This is a genomic window from Streptomyces sp. NPDC047841, from assembly GCF_040704085.1.
Taxonomy (GTDB): Bacteria; Actinomycetota; Actinomycetes; order Streptomycetales; family Streptomycetaceae; genus Streptomyces; species Streptomyces argyrophylli.
The window spans coordinates 381,784-395,797 of sequence record NZ_JBEYRP010000006.1; the positions used below are offsets into that span (position 1 = coordinate 381,784).

Here is a 14,014-nt window from a genome sequence, read left to right on the forward strand (position 1 = left end):
GAGGACGGGATCTGTCAGCCGGGAAAGCCGGGAAAGCCGGGTGAGCGGGCGGAGAAGGCCGTCACGAGGCTCCCGGGTCGGCCGGGTGGGGCGCCACCAGGGGCAACCGCGACGCCAGCCGCGCCTCGCACAGCTCGACCAGACGGTCGTACCCCGCCTTGCCCATGAGCTCCGTCAGCTCGGCCCGGTAGGACACGTACACCGGCTCACCCGCGCCGTGCGCCGACGTCGCCGAGGTGCACCACCAGTGCAGGTCGTGCCCGCCCGGCCCCCAGCCCCGGCGGTCGTACTCCCCGATGGACACCTGGAGCACCCGCGTGTCGTCCGGCCGGTCGATCCACTCGTACGTCCGCCGGATCGGCAGCTGCCAGCACACGTCCGGCTTGGTCTCCAGCGGCTCCCGGCCCTCCTTCAGCGCCAGGATGTGCAGCGAGCAGCCGGCCCCGCCCGCGAACCCGGGCCGGTTCTGGAAGATGCACGACCCCTGGAACGGCCGCGTCTGCCGGGACCCCTCCTCGTCCTCGGAGACCCACCCGTTGCGCGTGCCCTCGTCGTGGTGCTGCCAGAGCTCCGGCGTGAGCCGCGCCACGTGCCCGGCGACCCGCTTCTCGTCGTCCTCGTCGGAGAAGTGCGCCCCCAGCGAGCAGCACCCGTCGTCCGCGCGGCCCGCCTGAATGCCCTGGCAGCCACTGCCGAAGATGCAGTTCCAGCGAGAGGTCAGCCAGGTCAGATCGCAGCGGAAGACCTGCTCGTCGTCCGCCGGATCAGGAAACTCCACCCAGGCGCGGGCGAAGTCGAGCCCCTTCTCGTCGCCCATCAGCGCCTCCGTGGTGGTTCTGGCGGCCTTACGTCCTTTGTCCGCCTTGTCATGCTTGTCGGCTTTGTCGACCTTTGCCTTTTTCGTCTTTGGCACCCGTCCAGGGTAAGTGGCCGGGTGCCGCATCGGGGACCGAGGACGGACGATCTGGCAGTAGCGTTCCGTACATGAGACTCGGTGTCCTGGACGTGGGTTCGAACACGGTGCACCTGCTGGTGGTGGACGCGCACCCCGGCGCGTGCCCGCTGCCCGCGCATTCGCACAAGGTCGAACTCCGGCTCGCCCAGCTCCTCGACAACAGCGGTGCCATCGGCGACGAAGGCATCGACCGGCTGATCGCCGTCGTACGGGACGCGCTCCAGGCCGCGGAGGACAAGGGCGTCGAGGACCTGCTGCCGTTCGCGACCTCCGCCGTCCGCGAGGCCACCAACGCCGACGACGTCCTCGCACGCGTGGCCGACGAGACCGGTGTACGGCTCCAGGTCCTCACCGGAGCCGAGGAGGCCCGGCTCACCTTCCTCGCCGTACGCCGCTGGTTCGGCTGGTCCGCCGGGAAGCTGCTGGTCCTGGACATCGGCGGCGGCTCCCTGGAGATCGCCTTCGGGATGGACGAGGAACCGGACGCGGCCGTCTCCCTCCCGCTCGGCGCCGGCCGTCTCACCGTCGGCTGGCTGCCCGGCGATCCGCCCGCCCCCGAGGACGTCCGCGCCCTGCGCCGCCACGTCCGCACGGAGATCGCCCGCACGGTCGGCGAGTTCAGCCGCTTCGGCGCCCCCGACCACGTGGTCGCCACCTCCAAGACCTTCCGGCAGCTCGCCCGCATCGCCGGTGCCGCCCGCAGCGCCGAGGGCCTCTACGTCCAGCGCGAACTCAAGCGCGAGTCGCTGGAGGCGTGGGTCCCGCGCCTGGCCGGCATGACGGTGGAGCAGCGCGCCGAACTCCCCGGCGTCTCGGACGGCAGGGCCGGCCAGCTCCTCGCCGGCGCCCTGGTGGCAGAGGCCGCGATGGACCTCTTCGGCGTGGAGCAGCTGGAGATCTGCCCCTGGGCCCTGAGGGAGGGCGTGATCCTGCGGCGCCTCGACCACATGGGTTCGGCGTAGCGCCCCGAGAGAGGGGCGCGGGGAACTGCGCGGGAAGCGACCACGCGCCCGCACCAGGCAAATGGCAAACCTCACAACGGCGAACAGCCACCCAACACCCGAGCCCCTCAGCGCCGTATGGTGACGGACGTGGCTGAACCAAGGGACGCAGACGTGCGCATCGCGCTCTCGACCGCCTCCGTCTACCCCGAGTCGACGGCGACGGCCTTCGAGATCGCCGCGCGCCTCGGTTACGACGGCGTCGAGGTCATGGTGTGGACCGACCCGGTCAGCCAGGACATCGAGGCCCTGCGTCGCCTGTCTGACTACCACGGCATCCCGATCCTGGCCGTCCACGCCCCCTGCCTGCTGATCACCCAGCGCGTCTGGTCCACCGACCCCTGGGTCAAGCTCCAGCGGGCCCGGGCGGCGGCGGAGAAGCTGGACGCCTCCACCGTCGTCGTCCACCCGCCCTTCCGCTGGCAGCGCCAGTACGCCCGGGAGTTCGTCGACGGGATCTGGCGGATGGCGAACGAGACGGACGTGCGGTTCGCCGTCGAGAACATGTACCCCTGGCGCTACCGCGACCGCGAGATGCTCGCCTACGCCCCCGACTGGGACGTCACCCACGACGACTACCGGCACTTCACGATCGACCTCAGCCACACGGCGACGGCCCGCACCGACGCCCTGGGCATGATCGACCGCATGGGGGACCGGCTCGGGCACGTCCACCTCGCCGACGGCCGGGGCTCCGCCAAGGACGAGCACCTGGTGCCCGGCCGGGGCACCCAGCCCTGCGCCGAACTGCTGGAGCGCCTGGTGCACACCGGCTTCGACGGCCATGTCGTCATCGAGGTCAACACCCGGCGGGCGATGTCCGGCGCCGAGCGCGAGGCCGACCTCGCCGAGGCCCTGGAGTACACCCGCAAGCACCTGGCCGCCGCGGCCGTACGGGTGACCCGCCGATGACCGCCTCCCCGCCGGCGCACGACACCGCCCCCGAGCCGCCCGCCCGGCGCCGGGGCCGCCCCCCGCGCACCGAGTCCGCCGGCACCCGGGACCGCATCCTCGCCGCCGCCCGCGAGGAGTTCTCCGCGCGCGGCTACGAGAAGACGTCCGTACGCGGCATCGCCAAGGCCGCCGGCGTGGACTCCGCACTCGTCCACCACTACTTCGGCACCAAGGAACAGGTCTTCGAAGCCGCCGTCGAGGTCGCCTTCGCGCCCGCGCTGAACGGGCCGGAGGCGGTCGCCGAAGGCCCCCCGGACGCCGTCGGCGAGCGGCTGACCCGGTTCGTCCTCGGCATCTGGGAGAACCCCACCACCCGCACCCCGCTGCTCGCGATCGTGCGCTCCGCCGTCAACAACGACACGGCCGCCGCCGTCTTCCGCCGCCTGGTCGCCACCCAGCTGCTGCGCCGCATCGCCGCCCAGCTGGAGCTGCCGGACGCCGAGCTGCGCGCCGAGCTGGCGGCCGCCCAGCTCGTGGGCTGCGCCATGCTCCGGTACGTGATCAAGGTGGAGCCGCTGGCGTCGGCCGACCTGGAGCGGATCATCGCCCGGGTCGCCCCCGTCGTACAGGGGCACCTGACGGCTCCGTGAAACGCGCATCCCGCGATGCGGACACCTTGTCCCGCCCACTGGATGACCGGCGTACGCTCGACAACAGCCACACCCGTCTGAAGGAGCGAGCGACGATGCCCGAGCTGAGGTCCCGCACAGTCACCCACGGCCGCAACATGGCGGGCGCCCGCGCCCTTATGCGCGCCTCCGGTGTACCCGGTGCGGACATCGGCCGGAAGCCGATCATCGCCGTCGCCAACTCCTTCACCGAGTTCGTGCCGGGTCACACCCACCTCCAGCCCGTCGGCCGGATCGTCAGCGAGGCGATCAAGGAGGCCGGCGGCATCCCGCGCGAGTTCAACACCATCGCCGTCGACGACGGCATCGCCATGGGCCACGGCGGCATGCTGTACTCCCTGCCCTCCCGCGACCTGATCGCGGACTCGGTCGAGTACATGGTCGAGGCGCACTGCGCCGACGCCCTGGTCTGCATCTCCAACTGCGACAAGATCACCCCGGGCATGCTGATGGCGGCCCTGCGCCTGAACATCCCGACGGTGTTCGTCTCCGGCGGCCCCATGGAGTCCGGCCGCGCCACCCTCGTGGACGGCACGGTCCGCACCCTCGATCTGGTCGACGCGATCTCCGACGCCGTCAACGACAAGATCTCCGACGAGGACATCCTCCGCATCGAGGAGAACGCCTGCCCGACCTGCGGCAGCTGTTCCGGCATGTTCACCGCCAACTCGATGAACTGCCTGACCGAGGCCATCGGCCTGTCCCTGCCCGGCAACGGCTCCGTCCTCGCCACCCACACCGCGCGCCGCGCCCTGTACGAGAACGCGGCCCGCACGGTCATGGACCTCACCCGCCGCTACTACGAGCAGGACGACGACACCGTCCTGCCCCGCAACATCGCCACCTTCCAGGCCTTCGAGAACGCCATGGCCCTGGACATCGCGATGGGCGGCTCCACCAACACGATCCTGCACCTGCTGGCCGCGGCGCAGGAGGCGGGCGTCCCGTTCGGCCTGGACCAGATCGACGCCGTCTCGCGCCGCGTGCCCTGCCTGGCCAAGGTCGCCCCCAACGTCGCCAAGAACCGCACGTACTACATGGAGGACGTGCACCGCGCCGGCGGCATCCCCGCCCTCCTCGGCGAACTGCACCGCGCCGGCCTGCTCAACGAGGACGTCCACGCCGTCCACAGCCCGTCCCTCGCCGACTGGCTGAAGACCTGGGACGTGCGCGGCGGCTCCCCGTCCCAGGAGGCCGTGGAGCTGTGGCACGCGGCGCCCGGCTGCGTCCGCTCCGCCGAGGCGTTCTCCCAGTCCGAGCGCTGGGAGGCCCTGGACGACGACGCCGAGAACGGCTGCATCCGCTCCGCCGAGCACGCGTACTCCAAGGACGGCGGCCTCGCGGTCCTGCGCGGCAACCTCGCCGTCGACGGCTGCGTGGTCAAGACGGCCGGCGTGGACGAGTCGATCTGGACCTTCGAGGGCCCGGCCGTCGTCTGCGAGTCCCAGGAGGAGGCCGTCCAGCGCATCCTGACCCAGGAGGTCAAGGACGGCGACGTCGTCGTCATCCGCTACGAGGGCCCCAAGGGCGGCCCCGGCATGCAGGAGATGCTGTACCCGACCTCGTACCTGAAGGGCCGCGGCCTCGGCAAGTCCTGCGCCCTGATCACCGACGGCCGCTTCTCCGGCGGCACCTCCGGCCTCTCCATCGGCCACGCCTCGCCCGAGGCGGCCTCCGGCGGCACCATCGCGCTGGTCCAGGACGGCGACCGCATCCGCATCGACATCCCGGGCCGCACCATCGAGCTGCTGGTCGACGAGGCCGAGCTGGCCCGCCGCGAGCAGGCCCTGAACGGCGTCTACGCCCCGAAGAACCGCGAACGCAAGGTCTCCGCCGCCCTGCGCGCCTACGCGGCGATGGCGACGAGCGCGGACAAGGGCGCGGTGCGCGACGTGTCCCGCCTGGGCTGAGCCAGGGCACCCGCCCGGGCCGAGCCGAGGCAGAAGGGCCGCTCCCGACAGGGGGCGGCCCTTCGCCGTTCCATGGAGGACCCTCCCCGTGACCGGGGTCACCAGGCCGACGGTTTCCCGCCGTCCACGGTGAAGACCGTGCCGTCGGGCGCGGCGCCGAGGACGCGGGGGCCGACCGGCACCGGCGCGGGCGGGGTGCTCACGACCTCGGCCGAGTTCGCGCCCAGCCGCGCCGGCGTCTGCCCGACGAGCCTGCCGTCGCCGGCGTCGACGGCGAGCAGCCGGCCGTCGCTCGCGGTGAGGTACACCCGCCCGCCCCGCACGACGGGCGCCGAACCGCGGCTCACCGACGTCTCCAGGTGCCACATGTGCTTGCCCGACCGCCCGGATTCCAGGTCCACGGCGTCCAGGGGGCCACCGGTGGCCAGCACGTAGACCACGTTCCCGCGCACCGTCGCGTGCGCGCCGTCGAGGACGGCGGGCAGTGCCACGCGCCGGGCCGCGCCCGTGCCGGGGGTGTAGCGGACGATCTCCTTGGCGCCGTACGCGCTGTCCACGGCCAGGAAGAACACCGAACCGCCCTGCGCCGCGAACGGCTTGAGCCAGCCGCCGAGCCGCACGTCCCACCGCACCCGGCCGGTGCCCGGGTCCACGGCGGTCACCTGGGTGCTCGTCCCGTCGGCGGACGTACGCGTCGCGAAGGCCGTCGGGGCGCCGGGGAACGCGTCGAGGACCGGCACGCCCCGACCGGGCACCGCTTTCCGCCAGCGCGTGGCGCCGTTCGCGCCGTCCACGCCGGTGACCGTGCCGTCGGCGCTGGTGAGCAGGGCCGTGTCACCGGCGTAGCGCACGGTCGTCCCGGCCGGCAGCCGCCGCTGCCACACCTGCCTGCCCGTGGCCGGATCCAGCCCGGTGAGCCGTGAGCCGCCGCCGTCCGTGTACGGCTGGACCAGCCCGCCGGAGAGGGCCGGGGGCCCGCTCGTGGACCCGGTGCCGACCGAGCGCCGCCACAGCAGCCCGCCGTCGCTCGCGGAGAGCGCGAAGACGGCACCCGGCCGCGCGCAGAACACCTTGCCGGCCGCGTACGCGCAGTGCGGCATGCCCTCGCCGCCGACCGCCGGCCGGGCCGTCCACGTGCCGCCGGAAGCCGCCGTCAGGGTCGGCTCGCCCGCCCCCCTGGCTGCCTGATCGTTTCCGCCGGACACCCACACTCCGACGAGCGCGCCGAGCAGCGCCAGCCCCAGGCTCCCGGCCGTGAGCGCCACCACCCGCCGGCGCCCGGGACGTCGGCCCGTGCGCCGACGGGGGCCTTCGGAGCGGCCGGCACTCTCGGAACGGCCGGCTCCCTCGGAGCGGCCGGCCCCGGCAGGGTATCCCCCTGCCTGTGCCGCCCCTGCCGCCGCCCCGGCTTCCGCGGGAGTCCGCTCCTCGCCGGCCCGTTGCGCCTCGCCCGTCCGCTGCGCCGGTATGAACGCCTGGGTGTCGTACGAGGCCGCCACCGAGCGCAGTTCCCGCATCAGTTCGTCCGGCGTGGGCCGGTCCTCGGGTTCCTTGGCCAGACACCGGCGTACCAGCGGTGCGAGCCCTTCCGGCACGCCGGTCAGGTCGGGTTCGTCGTGGACCACCTGGTAGGCGACGACGTACGGGCTGTCGGAGTCGAACGGCCCGCGCCCGGTGGCCGCGTGCACCATGACCGAACCGAGCGCGAAGATGTCGGCGGCCGGGCCGACTTCCCGGGGCCGCCGGAACTGCTCGGGCGCCATGAACGGCGGGGTGCCGATCAACTTGCCGGTCTCGGTGCGCAGTTCGCTGTCCTTCGGCCGGGAGATGCCGAAGTCGATGACTTTCGGCCCGTCGTCGGCGAGCAGCACGTTGCTGGGCTTGAGATCCCGGTGCACGACCCCGACCCGGTGGATGTCGCGCAGCGCCTCGGCGAGCCCGGCCATCAGCCGGCGCAACTGCTCCTTGGGCAGGGGACCCTTCCGCTTCACCTGGTCGGAGAGGGTCGGCCCGGGGATGAACAAGGTGGCCATCCAGGGGCGTTCGGCCTCGGGATCGGCGTCCACGACAGATGCCGTGAAGGCCCCGCTGACCCGGCGCGCGGCGGCCACCTCCTGCCGGAAACGGCCCCTGAACTCGGGATCCCGCGCGAATTCCGCGTGTACGACCTTCACCGCGAGCCGCATCCCCGAGGTGCTCCGGGCGAGGTGTACGACCCCCATGCCGCCGGAGCCCAGGCAGGACTCCAGCCGATAGTGCCCGGCGTACTCGGGAAGTTCCGCTTCCGCGCCCGCTCCGGTGTTGCGCTGTGGCGCCATGGACCACCCCCGTGCTCTTCGTCCGCGCGCGCGACGCACGGAGCCTAGTCGATGACTCGTACGAGACGGAGGCGGCTTGCTAGCGTCTGCGTGCGCGTCGCGCAGCAGCGTTTCGCGCCGAGTTCGAGGAAGACGACGGGGGAGGACCATTCATGTCGGTCGACCGCGCACAAGAGGCCGAGGCCATCGAGAACGGAGCCGGTGACACCGGGAGCGTGGTGACGGAGGCGGCGGCAGCCGTCCGCACCTACGCCGTGGCGCCCGGCGTCCGGCTGAACGTCCGCAGCGGCCCGGGCACCCAGTACAACCTGGTCCGCGTCCTGCCGGAGGGCGTCCAGGTGCCGATCTACTGCCAGACACCCGGCACGACCGTGACGGGGACCTACGGCACGACGAACATCTGGGACCTCATCGACAGCGGCGAGTACGTCTCGGACGCCTACGTCCACACGGGCAGCGACGGCTACATCGCCTCCCGCTGCGGCTGACCCCGGCCCGCACCACCGGGCGCCGTGAGCCCCCCCGTCCCGTCCGGGCCGTGCCTGGGCGGGCGGGGCCGCCGACGCGGAACCGCCGCCCGGACCCCGCCCGGAAGCCCGTCCACGGCCGGCGCCATAATCGTGCTGTGAGCGACGAAACCGGCACCCCGGACACCTCGGCGGGCTCCCTCGGCCGCGCGCCCGAGGACGACGGCGCCCCGCCGCAGGGTGGCGGCCCCCGCCCGGAGCCCCTGCGCTTCTTCGGCACCTCCTGGGTGGACCACGACAACGGCTACGCGGCCCGCCGCGCCGGCGTCGCCGTCGGCTCCCTCGCCGCCGCCACCGCCTCCTGTCTGGTGCTGCGCCTCGCCTACGAGGGCATCCGGATCGCCGAGTCCGGCTCTTTCGTGACCGTGCTGGTCGTCGCCATGTTCGCGATCTGCAGCGCGCTCGCCTTCCGCAACACCTGGGAGGGCTTCGGCAGGCGCCACGACCCGCAGCGCCAGGCGTCCCTGCGCGGTCTGCTCGCCATCGGCTTCGTCGGCACCCTCCTCGCCTACTTCTTCCGCTCCCTCACCGAGGCGCCGGGCGAGAAGCTGCACCGCGAGGAGTACGCGCAGGCCCGTGAGGCCCACGCCCGCCGCACCACCCGCCGCACCGGCAACCCGTCGAAGAAGAAGCGCCGCCGGTAGGACGGCGCCGTCGAACGGCAAGGCCGGGACGCCGACGGCGGAACCGCGGCCACGGGACGGAAAACCGGGTACGACAGGCGGCCGGCGATGCCGTAGACAGGACCCCATGACCGTCACCGAGCCGTCGCCCGCCGACCCGGGCGCCTCCCACGCCTCCCGCGCCGCCTCCTTCAACTCCGCCGCCGCCCAGTACGCCGCGAACCGCCCCTCCTACCCGCCCGCCCTCCTCGACGCCGTCGAGGAACTGGCCGGCCGCCCCCTCGCGGGCGCCAGGACGGTGGACGTCGGCGCGGGCACCGGCATCGCCACCGCCCTCCTGCACGCGCGCGGCGCCGACGTCCTCGCCGTCGAACCCGGCGCGGGCATGGCCGCCGAGTTCCGCCGCGCGCTCCCGCACGTCCCGCTCGCCCGGGGCAACGGCGACGCCCTGCCCGTCGCCGACGCCCACGCCGACCTCATCACCTACGCCCAGGCCTGGCACTGGACCGACCAGGCCCACTCGGTGCCGGAGGCGCTGCGCGTGCTGCGCCCGGGCGGTGCGCTGGCGCTGTGGTGGAACACCCAGGCGCTGGACGTCGAGTGGATCGCCGACGCCGCCCGCCGCGTCGGCGCTTTCCTGGGCGTAGACGTCGCCGCCGAAGCACGCAAGGCCGGCGACCGCGTCGAGCTGGCCGACCCCAGCGGGCGCCTGGACTTCACCCGCCGCACGGTCCGCTGGAGCCGCCGCGTGCCGGTCGACGTCCACCTCGCCAACATCGGCAGCCACTCCGCCTTCCTCATCACGTCCGAGGAGCGCACGACCGCCTTCCTCGAAGAGGAGCGCGCCCACCTCCTGGAGGTCTTCCCGGACGGCACGGTCGAGGAGACCTACGACGTCCTCCTCCTGGTCGCCCGCAAGCCCTGACCCCGCCTCCCGCACCCTTCACCGGCTGCCGCCGCCCTCTGTTCGTCACCGCCCCTTGACGCCCCGACCCCTCCAGCCCAATTATTCATCATGTGATGAATAATGAGCCGGGCCCTCCGGCCCCCGCTGCCCCGCCCCCCGCCGTCCACGCCGACGACCTCACCGTCACCCGCGGCCCCCGCACGGTCCTGCACCACCTCCGCTTCACCGTCCCCCGCGGCCGGATCACCGGCCTGCTCGGCCCCTCCGGCTGCGGCAAATCCACCCTCATGCGCTCGATCGTCGGCACCCAGGCCAAGGTCACCGGCACCCTCGACGTCCTGGGCCACCCGGCCGGCCACCCCGCCCTCCGCAACCGCATCGGCTACGTCACCCAGGCCCCCTCCGTCTACGACGACCTCACCGTCCGCCAGAACCTCGACTACTTCGCCGCGATCCTCGACCCCGGCCGCGCCGCCGCCGACCGCCGCCACCAGCACGTCACCCAGGCCATCGCCGACGTCGACCTCACCAGCCACGCCGACGCCCTCGCCGGCAACCTCTCCGGCGGCCAGCGCGGCCGCGTCTCGCTCGCCGTCGCCCTCCTCGGCACCCCCGAACTCCTCGTCCTCGACGAACCGACCGTCGGCCTCGACCCCGTCCTCCGCCGGGACCTGTGGCAGCTCTTCCACGACCTCGCCGCCACCCGCGGCACCACCCTCCTCGTCTCCTCCCACGTCATGGACGAGGCCGAGCGCTGCCACCGCCTCCTCCTCATGCGCGAGGGCGAGATCCTCACCGGGGGCGAGGCCGGGACAGAGACCCCGGACGCCCTGCGCAGCCGCACCGGCACCGACACCGTCGAGGCCGCCTTCCTGAGCCTGGTCGACGAAGCCGCAGGCCGTACCAGAGAGAGCACCCGATGAACCCCAGCCCCGCGACCGCGGCACCCACGACGACCCCGGCGGCACCCACCACGGGCCCCAGCACCCTCAACGCCTCCCGCACCACCGCCACCGCGGCCCGGGTCCTGCGCCAGCTGCGCCACGACCCGCGCACCATCGCGTTGCTGGTCCTGATCCCCTGCGTGATGCTGATCCTGCTGCGCTACGTCTTCGACGCCAGCCCGCGCACCTTCGACACCATCGGCGCCTCGCTGCTCGGCATCTTCCCGCTGATCACGATGTTCCTGATCACCTCCATCGCCACCCTGCGCGAACGCACCTCCGGCACCCTCGAACGGCTCCTCGCCCTGCCCCTCGGCAAGGCCGACCTCATCGCCGGCTACGCCCTCGCCTTCGGCGCCCTCGCCATCGTCCAGTCCGCCCTCGCCACCGGACTCGCGCTCTGGCTCCTCGGCCTCGACGTCACCGGCTCCCCCTGGCTGCTCCTCCTCGTCGCCCTCCTCGACGCTCTGCTCGGCACGGCCCTCGGTCTCTTCGTCTCGGCCTTCGCGGCCTCGGAATTCCAGGCGGTCCAGTTCATGCCCGCGGTGATCTTTCCCCAGCTCCTCCTCTGCGGCCTGTTCACCCCCCGCTCCGACATGCACCCCGTCCTGGAGGCCGTCTCCGACGTCCTGCCGATGTCGTACGCCGTCGACGGCATGAACCAGGTCCTCCACCACACCGACATGACGGCGGCCTTCGTCCGCGACGTGCTGATCGTGGCCGGCTGCGCACTGCTCGTCCTGGGCCTGGGCGCGGCGACGCTACGACGGCGCACGGCGTGACCACGGGCCCCACCCGCCGCCGTTCCGCCCACCGGACAACCCGCCCGCACCCCCCACCCCGGTGCCAGACTGAACCGCATGAGCCAGAAAGTCGCAGTCCTCGGCACCGGCAAGATCGGCGAAGCCCTGCTCAGCGGAATGATCCGGGCCGGCTGGGCCCCCGGCGACCTCCTGGTCACCGCCCGCCGCCCCGAACGCGCCGAAGAACTCCGCACCCGCCACGGAGTCACCCCGGTCACCAACACCGAGGCCGCCAAGACCGCCGACACCCTGATCCTCACGGTCAAGCCGCAGGACATGGGCACCCTCCTGGACGAACTCGCCCCGCACGTCCCCGCCGACCGCCTGGTCATCAGCGGAGCCGCCGGCATCCCCACCTCCTTCTTCGAGGAGCGCCTGGCCGAGGGCACCCCCGTCGTCCGCGTCATGACCAACACCCCCGCCCTGGTCGACGAGGCCATGTCGGTCATCTCGGCAGGCAGCCACGCCACCGAACAGCACCTCGCACACGCCGAGGAGATCTTCGGCGGCGTCGGCAAGACCCTCCGCGTCCCCGAGAGCCAGCAGGACGCCTGCACCGCACTCTCCGGCTCCGGCCCGGCGTACTTCTTCTACCTGGTCGAAGCCATGACCGACGCCGGCATCCTGCTCGGTCTCCCGCGCGACAAGGCGCACGACCTCATCGTCCAGTCCGCGATCGGCGCCGCCGTGATGCTCCGCGACAGCGGCGAACACCCCGTCAAGCTCCGGGAGAACGTCACCTCCCCGGCGGGCACCACCATCAACGCCATCCGCGAACTGGAGAACCACGGCGTACGCGCCGCCCTCATCGCCGCCCTCGAAGCCGCCCGCGACCGCAGCCGCGAACTCGCCTCCGGCAAGAAGGACTGAACCGGCCGACCGCGCCGGAGCGCCGCCCGGCTAACGCGCGGCGCTCAGCGAGGGCTCCGCCACGGGCGGCAGCAGCCCGATCGCCCGGTAGGCCGTATCGACCGTCGGCCGGGCCAACGCCCTCGCCTTCTCCGCACCATCGCGCAGCACCCCCTCGACGTACGCCGGATCGGCGCACAGCTCCCGATGCCTGGCCTGCACCGGCCGCAGCACCTCCACCACCGCCTCCGCGGTGTCCTTCTTCAAAGAGCCGTACGAGTCGTAAACGTCCGCCAGTGACTCAGGGTTCCCGCCCGTGCACGCGGCGAGAACATCCAGCAGGTTCGCGAGGCCCGGCCGCTCCGCCCGGTCGTAGACGACGTCCCGCCCGCTGTCCGTCACGGCCCGCAGCACCTTCTTGCGCACCACGTCCGGCTCGTCCAGCAGATAGACGACCCCCGCGCCCGAGTCGTCCGACTTCCCCATCTTCCTCGTCGGGTCCTGGAGGTTCATGACCCGTGCCGCCACCTGAGGGATCGTCGCCCTCGGCACCACGAACGCCTGCCCGTAGCGCTGGTTGAACCGCACCGCCAGGTCCCGGGTCAGCTCCACGTGCTGCGCCTGGTCCTCACCGACCGGCACCTCGTCCGTCCCGTACGCCAGGATGTCCGCCGCCATCAGGACCGGATACGTCAGCAGCGACAGCCGCACGCTCCCACCACGCTCCCGCTCCTTCGCGGCCTTCTCCTTGTACTGGATCATCCGCCGCGTCTCACCGTCGGTCGCCACGCACTCCAGCAGGTACGACAACCGCGTGTGCTCGTCGACGTGGCTCTGCAGGAACACCGTGCACACCTCGGGGTCGAGCCCGGCCGCCAGCAACAAGGTCGCCGTCTGCCGGCTGAGCCTGCATACGCGCGCCGGATCGTGGTCCATGGTCAGCGCGTGCAGATCCACCACACAGAACAGCGAGTCCGCCCGGTGCTGGTCCACCTCGGCCCAGCGCCGCATGGCCCCCAGGTAGTTGCCCAGGGTCAGGTGCCCGGTCGGCTGAATCCCGCTGAAGACCCGAGTCATCTCCACTCCTTCTGGTCGGGACCGCCGCCCCTGCGGCCGGCCCCCGGGACCCGGAGGGAGATACGAGAACGGCCGCCGAAGCGGCGGCCGTTGAGTGCATACGTGAGTACGGCCGCCGTCAGGCGGCCCACCAGAGCTGGGTGCACGTACGCGTCATCACGCGCTCCACAGTACGCCGCGGGAGCGCCTCGTGGCGGCGAGTTGACACGCCCCACGCCGATACGTACTGTTCTCCGAGTTGTCCGACGTGAGCGCCGACCCCGGTCGGTCCCCGGACAGCCATTCCGCAAGCACCACCCACTCGATCGACGCTCTTCGCGTCGGCTGTTTTGGCGTGCGTATTTGCGAAATGAGGAATCCGCGTTCGAAAGGGCGCCGGCCGCCGATTAGCTCGGGAGCCAGGAATCCGCTAAAGTCTCACTCGTCGGAACGGCCCAACAGCCGCGAGGACGAACCCCGCTGACCGGGGATCAGACGCCGAAAGGATCTGATAGAGTCGGAACCGCCGGAAAGGGAA

13 protein-coding genes are annotated in these 14,014 nt (G+C 72.6%); 10 read left to right on the top strand and 3 right to left on the bottom strand.

What is annotated here, in order from left to right; translation table 11 throughout:
- Positions 1 to 61 precede the first annotated feature (61 nt).
- Positions 62 to 913 carry a hypothetical protein gene (locus AB0947_RS12370; protein ID WP_366750284.1) on the bottom strand — a complete coding sequence of 284 codons (852 nt, stop codon included), beginning with the start codon at positions 911 to 913 and terminating at the stop codon, positions 62 to 64.
- 71 nt (positions 914 to 984) lie between these two features.
- Between AB0947_RS12370 and AB0947_RS12375 the strand changes: the two genes are divergently transcribed.
- The 4 genes from AB0947_RS12375 (at position 985) to ilvD (ending at position 5,449) form a co-directional block, all read left to right on the top strand.
- The gene (locus AB0947_RS12375; protein ID WP_366750285.1) at positions 985 to 1,917 is read left to right on the top strand and encodes a Ppx/GppA phosphatase family protein; all 933 of its coding nucleotides are present in this window, start codon (positions 985 to 987) and stop codon (positions 1,915 to 1,917) included.
- A gap of 129 nt (positions 1,918 to 2,046) precedes the next feature.
- On the top strand, positions 2,047 to 2,868 hold the full coding sequence (locus AB0947_RS12380) for a sugar phosphate isomerase/epimerase (RefSeq protein ID WP_165951822.1): 822 nt from the start codon (positions 2,047 to 2,049) through the stop codon (positions 2,866 to 2,868).
- A complete protein-coding gene (locus AB0947_RS12385; RefSeq protein ID WP_366750286.1) occupies positions 2,865 to 3,500 on the top strand; it encodes a TetR family transcriptional regulator in 636 nt (211 codons plus the stop codon). The genes AB0947_RS12380 and AB0947_RS12385 overlap by 4 nt, the downstream gene beginning before the upstream one ends.
- Before the next feature lie 95 nt (positions 3,501 to 3,595).
- A complete protein-coding gene (gene ilvD, locus AB0947_RS12390; protein WP_366750287.1) occupies positions 3,596 to 5,449 on the top strand; it encodes a dihydroxy-acid dehydratase in 1,854 nt (617 codons plus the stop codon).
- Positions 5,450 to 5,547: 98 nt separating this feature from the next.
- On the opposite strand, the gene AB0947_RS12395 is transcribed toward ilvD, so the two are convergent.
- Positions 5,548 to 7,767, bottom strand: a complete 2,220-nt coding sequence (locus AB0947_RS12395) for a serine/threonine-protein kinase (protein WP_366750288.1) — start codon at positions 7,765 to 7,767, stop codon at positions 5,548 to 5,550.
- Between the two features lie 152 nt (positions 7,768 to 7,919).
- Here AB0947_RS12395 and AB0947_RS12400 point away from each other — a divergent pair, with 152 nt between their 5' ends.
- The 6 genes from AB0947_RS12400 to proC all read left to right on the top strand — a co-directional run bounded on the left by AB0947_RS12400 (position 7,920) and on the right by proC (position 12,441).
- Positions 7,920 to 8,255 (top strand): SH3 domain-containing protein, encoded by a 336-nt coding sequence (locus AB0947_RS12400; protein WP_366750289.1) that lies wholly within the window; start codon positions 7,920 to 7,922, stop codon positions 8,253 to 8,255.
- Positions 8,256 to 8,392: 137 nt separating this feature from the next.
- Positions 8,393 to 8,938, top strand: coding sequence for an EamA/RhaT family transporter (locus AB0947_RS12405; protein ID WP_366750290.1), 546 nt, complete (start codon positions 8,393 to 8,395; stop codon positions 8,936 to 8,938).
- Positions 8,939 to 9,044: 106 nt separating this feature from the next.
- On the top strand, positions 9,045 to 9,842 hold the full coding sequence (locus tag AB0947_RS12410; protein ID WP_366750291.1) for a class I SAM-dependent methyltransferase: 798 nt from the start codon (positions 9,045 to 9,047) through the stop codon (positions 9,840 to 9,842).
- 95 nt (positions 9,843 to 9,937) lie between these two features.
- Positions 9,938 to 10,747, top strand: a complete 810-nt coding sequence (locus tag AB0947_RS12415; RefSeq protein WP_366750292.1) for an ABC transporter ATP-binding protein — start codon at positions 9,938 to 9,940, stop codon at positions 10,745 to 10,747.
- The gene (locus AB0947_RS12420; protein WP_366750293.1) at positions 10,744 to 11,550 is read left to right on the top strand and encodes an ABC transporter permease; all 807 of its coding nucleotides are present in this window, start codon (positions 10,744 to 10,746) and stop codon (positions 11,548 to 11,550) included. The genes AB0947_RS12415 and AB0947_RS12420 overlap by 4 nt, the downstream gene beginning before the upstream one ends.
- A 78-nt stretch (positions 11,551 to 11,628) precedes the next feature.
- Positions 11,629 to 12,441 (top strand): pyrroline-5-carboxylate reductase, encoded by an 813-nt coding sequence (proC, locus tag AB0947_RS12425; protein ID WP_366750294.1) that lies wholly within the window; start codon positions 11,629 to 11,631, stop codon positions 12,439 to 12,441.
- 30 nt (positions 12,442 to 12,471) lie between these two features.
- Here proC and trpS read toward each other — a convergent pair whose 3' ends face one another.
- Positions 12,472 to 13,497, bottom strand: coding sequence for a tryptophan--tRNA ligase (gene trpS, locus AB0947_RS12430; RefSeq protein WP_366750295.1), 1,026 nt, complete (start codon positions 13,495 to 13,497; stop codon positions 12,472 to 12,474).
- Positions 13,498 to 14,014 lie beyond the last annotated feature (517 nt).